Source organism: Caldisphaera sp. (assembly GCF_046536515.1).
GTDB lineage: Archaea > Thermoproteota > Thermoprotei_A > Sulfolobales > Acidilobaceae > Caldisphaera.
The window spans coordinates 1-7,452 of sequence record NZ_JAWDMQ010000061.1 but is presented as its reverse complement, the minus strand read 5'-3'; the positions used below and the strand labels follow the sequence as shown (position 1 = coordinate 7,452).

The following is a 7,452-nucleotide window of genomic DNA, read 5'->3' as shown; positions in this document are numbered from 1 at the left end:
ACACCATATTATGCTTGTTAGTTGGGGTAAAGGCTTACCTCATATTTCAGTAAAGCATAACTCTTTAGCAGCTTTCTCAATTTTTATATTTTTTTTTAAATTTAAAAAACTTTATCTTGCCATAAAGGACGAGGCTTTCGGTTGTAAATTGATCATAAAAACTAACAATTATTTATGTGTTAAAACAATAATATTTAAATATATGTTATCAAAAATAATAATATATGGTGATAGTATGTCAGTCCAAAAGGAAGAGTCTATAACTCCGGTTGAGTCTGCAAAGAGGGCTGGAAGTTCCTTAACTTTGATGATAGTTTTCATAGTGCTTTATATTGTTATAGCTGCAGGCCTTCAGTACGTTATGACAATGTTTAAAGTTATTTCATATTTTAAATACGTCAACGCTGTACTGGTTTTGGCCTTTGGCTGGTACATTGTTAACTATTTCTCAAACTTCATCTATTGGACAGTAAGGGGTAAGTATGACCACCCCACAGCAATAGCCTTCAAAAACATAATGAGGATTATAGGCATAATAGCCATAATAGCGGCTGTTGTTGGTGCAGCAGTGGGAGGAGTAGGAGGTCTAACCATAGGTGGCTTCTTGGGCATTGTAGTGGGCTTTGCCATGCAACAAGTAACAGGACAGGCAGTAGCGGGCATATTTATACTTGCTGCTAGACCCTTCAAGGTCGGCGACCATGTAAACATACTTGGTGAAGATGGTATCGTAGAGGACATAGGTGCTCTGTTTACTCAGGTCAGAAAGCAGGACGGCACCCTAGTGCTAATACCGAGCTCGTCAATAATAGGCAACAAGATCTACCTTCTAATAAAGAAGCTAACCGGCCAGGGCCAGCAATCAAGTCAATGAGGCTAAAAATTGATATTGATTTTTTTAATATCTTAATATTTTTTAATTACTTTTATAAGATTTAAGATATTGTTACTCTATTATTTTGTTTAACTCTTTTATGGCTATAGCCAAGAAGAAAACGTTAAATATTGTTAACGCCAGCAAGTCCATAAGTATATTTAGCTTATCATACAGCACCAAATCTCTCAACGCATTAACAGCGTAAGTCAAGGGATTAAATAGCGCTACTACTTGGAGTAACTTAGGCATTATGCTTATAGGGTATAGCGCGCTGCTTGTGAAGAACAGCGGCATGGATATCGCGCCCATTATACCCATGAATCTTTCCCTGGTTTTCATCACTGATGCCAAGAGTATTGATATGGCTGTGAAGCCTATGCTTGCATAGACAACTATTACATAGCCTGCTATTAACAGCAGCGGGTTATCTGTGAGCTTAGCACTGACCAAGGCCGCTGAGGCAAGGACTATTATGTATTGCGTTGATGCTCTTACTGACCCTGCAAGGGTTCTCCCTATGACTATATTTGCTCTAGGTATTGGCGATGAAAGGAGCCTCTTAAGGACGCCTGACTCCCTCTCAAACACCATCATGATGCCATACGCCAATGCTATAAAGGTAGCCGACTGGAACACGACTCCGGGGGCGATGAAGGAGGTGTAGTCCTGAACGCCTAGGTTTACTCTATGAGCCATGACTACGCTGAAGACTGTCACCCAGAGAACTGGCTGTACGGCCCTTGTAATAATTTCTACAGGGTCGTGCCATACCCTTCTTAGCTCCATCTCCACCATAGCCAAGATGCTCATGAAAGTTTTCATCTTCTTGTAATTCATAGATTAGCCGCCTCTCCTTATCATACCTCTTGTCGACAGGACGTCTCTTATGCGCTCCATCCCCTCTTCCTCAAACATCCCTTCACCTGTGAGCTTAATGAAGACATCATCAAGAGAGGCCTCTACAATCCTTGCTTCGAGTACGGTGATGCCAGAGATGTTAAGGTTTTCTATTACCTTAGGCAGCGCTGCAGACGGTTCCTTCACGACAATCGAGATTTCACCATTGTTATCAGTTCTTGCATTAAAGTCGAGCCCTGAAAGTATCTCCTTGGCTTTATCCACATCTCCGTCTATCCGTAGGACTATCTTGTCAACTCCGTAAGCTTTCCTAAGCTCTAAGGGCCTTCCTTCTGCTATTATTTTCCCTCTATTAATTATGGAGACCATGTCTGCGTACTTATCAGCCTCGTCCATGTAATGTGTTGCAAAAAATATAGTGATCCCGTACTCTTTTTTATATGCCAAAAGCCTTTCCCATATTAGCATCCTTGCCCTTGGATCTAAGCCAATAGTGGGCTCATCAAGTATGATCAGCCTCGGCCTACTTATTAATGCTATAGCTATTTCTAATCTTCTTATCATGCCGCCTGAGTACGTCTTTACGAGCCTTTTTGCGGCATCCCTAAGTCCCATGAACTCTAAAGCCTCATCAATGACATTGGCCCTCCTGCTGGACTCTATTCCATATATCTTTGCATATATTGTGGCATTCTCATATCCAGTCAAGTCAGTCCACAGGCTCATCTCCTGAGGCACATAGCCTATTAACTCCCTGACCCTATTGCCATAAGACGAGATATCAAAGCTGAAGACCTTGATAGTGCCCTTGGTAGGCTTAATTTGTGTAGTGATGATTCTTATGAGGGTAGTTTTGCCAGCTCCATTAGGGCCCAAAATAGCGTGAAAGGCCCCTTCTTCAACGGTGAGGTTGACGCCATTTAATGCTACAACGCCCCCAGAATAGACCTTAACCAGGTCTCTCACCTCTATGGCTGGCATTGATATTCATCCCCTAATTATTTATATATCTTTGAGGAATATATTTAAAAATGCAGATTAGACACGGGGTTAATCCTTTTTCATATTAATAGAAATCTTTTTATCTGTAACTATAAATAAACCTTTCGCGTTTATTGGGGCTATGTCTAAAAGGGTGAGAGCTATATAAAATGTAAGCCCTGTGCTATTAGGCTTAAATGAGTCCATGACCACCTACCGCTCAAATGCCATAAAGATATAGATAATAAAATAAAAACGAAAAGTTTATAATACTGACTGGTCAGTTAATAAATTGGTGAGTTCAGTGGAAAAAAAGAAAAGCTTAAGAAAGGTTGGTCTGGATTTCGGCGTAATAAGTGGAGCAGAATGGCTAATAATTATTGCAGCATTTCTTGGTAGGTATTTGTTACAATTTTATCAAACATCAATAGGATCACTCGGTTTAGCATTTGGAATGAACTCTTTTGAAGTTGGTATAGGTTTTGCTTTGTTTACGGTAGCGTTCGCATTTTCTGCTTTTGCAATGAGAAAGTTTAGGCCAAGCCAGCTAAAAACTGTTGAAATAATATCTTTATTTTTACTTGGCATTACGATGCCTCTCTATATAGTAATTCATGGATATGTCGAAGTTTACACATTAATGATAATTGATGGTTTCATAACCGGCCTTGTTATGGATTCATTTATGACCATGGCTGGTATGGCATCAGTAGAACAGTCAAAAAGACAAGTGGAACAGGCTGCATTTTCATTCTGGGTTGCACTTGCATTAATAGTAGCGCCATTTACTACTGGTTATCTTTTACATCTTGGAATAAAGGAACTATTCTTTATGTTTGCAATAATGGCATTTGCTGCTATTCCATTTGTAGTTGCTCTTAGAGGTAAATATTCATTAAAATACATGGAGGCAAAAGAGCATAAAGGTTCTGCAAGTATAGCTTCTTTATTTAAATATAGAGAATATACATGGGCTGTTATTGCTGCATTTGCTTATACCATACCGTTTTTTATAATACTTTCTTTTGGAGTAATATATGGCAAAATGTTAGAACTTTCAGCAACAACAGTTTTTTACTTATTTGCTGCTATGTTCGTTGGAGATGTAGTAACTAGATTTATTATTAGGCTAAAATCTCCTATATCAAACAGAAGACCTTATTTAGTTTTTGCAGTAACTATTGCTTTAATTGCTTCAATATTTTTAGCTCTTAGCTCTGTTTCAGTAATATTTTTCGTTCTTGCTGTTTTAATTGCAGCAATACCTGATGGAATTTCATGGACTTTAGGGTTGCAAATAGCTAACACTACATTTAAGCCTGAAGAAATAGGTACATCAACTTCATTTTTCAGTTCATCTATGATGATAATGTCTGCATTAATGCCTTTGGTTGGATATATGGCATCTATAATAGGATTTTCAATTACATTATGGGTATTTGCTATAGTAACAGCATTGTTCTTTATCTGGGAACTATTGCTAAAACCCAAAAAATAAGTAATAAGGCATAAAATAATAGTAATCTTAAAGATATTTTAAATTTATTTTTTAAAAAAGAGGTAATGTTATTATATTAGTAATGCTTATAAAGATCAATTGACCATTAAGTCTATTGGGATCTAAATGAGGCAAGAAAATGAAATAAGACAAAGAAATGCAGAGATGACAAAAGAAAAGATATTAGAGGCAGCTGCAGAAAGTTTTTCTGAGGAGGGTTTTTATAAAGCTTCTGTAGATCGGATCTGCAGAAAAGCTGGAGTTTCTAAGGGAATTGTTTTTTGGCATTTTAAGACCAAGGATCAGCTAATTTTAGAAGTGGCGAAAAAAAGCCTACCTTTAGATATAATAGAAAGCTGTTTAGAAGAAAAAAATGATAATGTTCTTGAATGCATTGGAAATAAATATCTTGAAAAATACAGTAATCCTATCATGAGAAAACTTCTTTTGCACACTTTATCTGCTATGAATAATTATAAAGAATTAGGGGATAATATTAGAGAGTTATGCAGTCCATTAGTTAAGGAAATAAGCAAAAAAGCATTTAATAGCGATAACGATGAAGGTATTGTAAGGATAAGGTCATTTATGGGAGGCCTTCTATGTTATGTCGTGAATATCCCCAATATAGATAGACAAGTATATATAAATACTTTGATTAAAACAGCATTATCTAAATAACCTTGATATTTTAAAAGCTTTTTAGTATAATTCTCTTTTTATGTTTATTTTAAAGATTTTATAGATACAACCTTTCTATTTTATGACAGAAAATTGTAAAATTTTTAGAATTTTTAAGAACCTTTCGTCTTAATGTCCAAGATAAAATAGAAGTATAGATGCTGAGTTACTATATTCTGACCTCCTCCCCGCCCTGAAGGGCGGGAATTCCCTGAGGTCTTAAGGGTTACACCCCTTTATGGGTATTACTCTATTATCCCCCAAGCCGATATTGCGGGAGAAATCGGCTCCCGCTCCTCATGTTTTAAAGGTTGATCGGCCTAGATTCATATTTTATTACACTTGTTAGTTGGGGTAGATGCATACTCATATTTCAGTGACGCATACCTCTTTGGCAACTGTCTCAATTTTAAGTTTTTAATCTTAAAAAACTTTACCCCGCCCCCCTAGAAGGGCTTGTCGTTCGCTTTATCATTAAGAAATAATATATAAAAATATATCCGAAGCATAGGGGATAATTATTCCGGTGTTAGCTCAGATCCTATTTTTTCCTTTAATTTAATTATTTTATATATAACATCAGGATCTTTTCCATCAACAAATATTACCTTTATTTTACTTCTTTTTATTAGTTCAAACGCTACATGATCCAATAGTTCATAACCTCCTGCTAATTGATCTATATTTTTTATTATTGACTCCATATCATTGTATGTGACTTTGACTAATTTTTTTGAATCAGGTTCATTAGGTTTTTTAGTATATATGCCATCAACTCCGTTAAGCATGTTTATAACAGTTTTTGAGTTTAAGCTTTCAGCTAAAATTATAGATACGGCGTTAGTGCTATGACCTGGTTGAAGACCGCCTAACACAGGTATTAAATCTTTACTAAACATTTCTATCGCTTCTGTTATATTGTTGGGAACTTTTGGGATTGCATAAGGATTTAATGCTGTTGACAAGGCTAATGCATTCAGTTTTGCAGATTCAATTCCTAAAATATCTAAAATCGATTCAGAAATATTTAAACTCCTTAAATTATTAATATAATTTCTTGCTAATGGACCTCCTCCAACAACAATACCAAACCTATAATCGTCTATTAATTTTATAATATTTTCTCTTAGTTTATTAAAATAATTTGGATTTGGCGGATAAATCAAGCTACCGCTTATTTTTATTATTATGCTTTCCAAGTTTTCTCCCTAAATAATATAAAAATGTAGGAAAATTAAAAGCATACTTTTAAATTTTATAATTTTTTGATTAAGTATTTGCATAATTTTTCCTTATAAAGGTCTGACCTCCTCCTCGCTCTAAAGGGCAAGGCTTTTGATTGTAAAACATATTAATCAAAATTAATACACGCTTAAACAGTTCTTTAAATGTATTAAAGAAATAGGTAAAACCTTCCATTAAACTAATTTTTTTGGTGTATATGATTGAAATTAGCATTTGATGAGCTAGCCTTTTTAATGGATTGCCCAGCAACGCCTTTAACTCATTTATCTAGTAATAATAAATTTTTTAATAGAAATTTAATTCAAGCAACGCTATACATAACTAGAGAATGTAATTTGAATTGCATCCATTGCTACATTTCTGCAGGTAAGCCTTTAAAGGATGAACTTAAAACTTATGAGTGGTTTAATGTTATAGATCAATTAAAATCATTAGGTATTGAAATAATTTATCTCTTAGGCGGTGAGCCTTTATTAAGAAATGATTTGTTCGATATTATTTTTTACTCTACATCATTAAATATTTATACTGCCATGAGCACTAATGGTACTTTAATAAATCAAGAAATTGCAAGAAAACTAAAAAAATCAGGAATTAATGAAGTCCAAGTGAGTATTGATGGCCCAAATGAAAATATAAACAGCGTAATAAGAGGTGTTGGATCATTTCAAAAAGCAATCAATGGAGTCAAAAATCTTTTAAATGAAGGAATTAAAACTACTCTAAGTTATGTAATAACAGAGTCTAATAAAAACTATATAAGTGATATGATTGATCTTGCTAAAAATCTTGGCGTAAAAACAATAAATTTCAGTCCTGTGCAGGAATTTGGAAGAGCGAAAACAAACAATGTAAGATTACCAAGAAATTCAGCAGTAACCGTTTATAATAAAATAAAAAAATTAAATACAAATGAGATAAATATAACTATTAATGGTTTTAGGTTTTATTTAGATGATTTAAAGGGAATTTATGAATCACTTATAAAGAAGGGGATAAATAATTATTATTCTTGTCCTGCAGGAAATTCAAGGTTAATTATAGATTCAAATGGTGATGTTTATGGGTGTGAATTATTAATTTTGGAAAATTTTAAAGAAGGTAATGTAAGAAAGGATAGCCTAAAAGATTTATGGGAAAATGGTTTTAAATTTTTCAGAGAAAAAAGATGGGAAAATATAAAAGAGTGCAAAACATGCAAAATCTCTTCGTTATGTCAAGGAGGTTGTCCGGCTAGATCGTATAGAAATAACACTTTTTATAATAAAGATGGACTTTGTTTATTTGGCCCCCTTTCCTAAGCAATTCTACC

7 protein-coding genes are annotated in these 7,452 nt (G+C 34.6%); 4 read left to right on the top strand and 3 right to left on the bottom strand.

Annotated elements, in window-relative coordinates:
• Positions 1 to 235 precede the first annotated feature (235 nt).
• Positions 236 to 874 carry a mechanosensitive ion channel domain-containing protein gene (locus tag RXO53_RS07220; protein WP_410713558.1) on the top strand — a complete coding sequence of 213 codons (639 nt, stop codon included), beginning with the start codon at positions 236 to 238 and terminating at the stop codon, positions 872 to 874.
• A gap of 72 nt (positions 875 to 946) precedes the next feature.
• Here RXO53_RS07220 and RXO53_RS07215 read toward each other — a convergent pair whose 3' ends face one another.
• Complete coding sequence (locus RXO53_RS07215; RefSeq protein WP_410713557.1) at positions 947 to 1,714, bottom strand: ABC transporter permease; 768 nt, start codon at positions 1,712 to 1,714, stop codon at positions 947 to 949.
• Between the two features lie 3 nt (positions 1,715 to 1,717).
• A complete protein-coding gene (locus RXO53_RS07210; protein WP_410713556.1) occupies positions 1,718 to 2,716 on the bottom strand; it encodes an ATP-binding cassette domain-containing protein in 999 nt (332 codons plus the stop codon).
• Between the two features lie 304 nt (positions 2,717 to 3,020).
• Between RXO53_RS07210 and RXO53_RS07205 the strand changes: the two genes are divergently transcribed.
• Entirely contained in the window at positions 3,021 to 4,214 is a 1,194-nt protein-coding gene (locus RXO53_RS07205) for an MFS transporter (RefSeq protein ID WP_410713555.1), read from the top strand.
• Between the two features lie 126 nt (positions 4,215 to 4,340).
• On the top strand, positions 4,341 to 4,895 hold the full coding sequence (locus RXO53_RS07200) for a TetR/AcrR family transcriptional regulator (RefSeq protein WP_410713554.1): 555 nt from the start codon (positions 4,341 to 4,343) through the stop codon (positions 4,893 to 4,895).
• A gap of 518 nt (positions 4,896 to 5,413) precedes the next feature.
• Here the strand turns inward: RXO53_RS07200 and pyrH are convergent.
• Positions 5,414 to 6,094 carry a UMP kinase gene (gene pyrH, locus RXO53_RS07195; RefSeq protein WP_410713553.1) on the bottom strand — a complete coding sequence of 227 codons (681 nt, stop codon included), beginning with the start codon at positions 6,092 to 6,094 and terminating at the stop codon, positions 5,414 to 5,416.
• Positions 6,095 to 6,340: 246 nt separating this feature from the next.
• Here pyrH and RXO53_RS07190 point away from each other — a divergent pair, with 246 nt between their 5' ends.
• Positions 6,341 to 7,441 (top strand): radical SAM protein, encoded by a 1,101-nt coding sequence (locus RXO53_RS07190; RefSeq protein WP_410713552.1) that lies wholly within the window; start codon positions 6,341 to 6,343, stop codon positions 7,439 to 7,441.
• Positions 7,442 to 7,452: the final 11 nt, after the last annotated feature.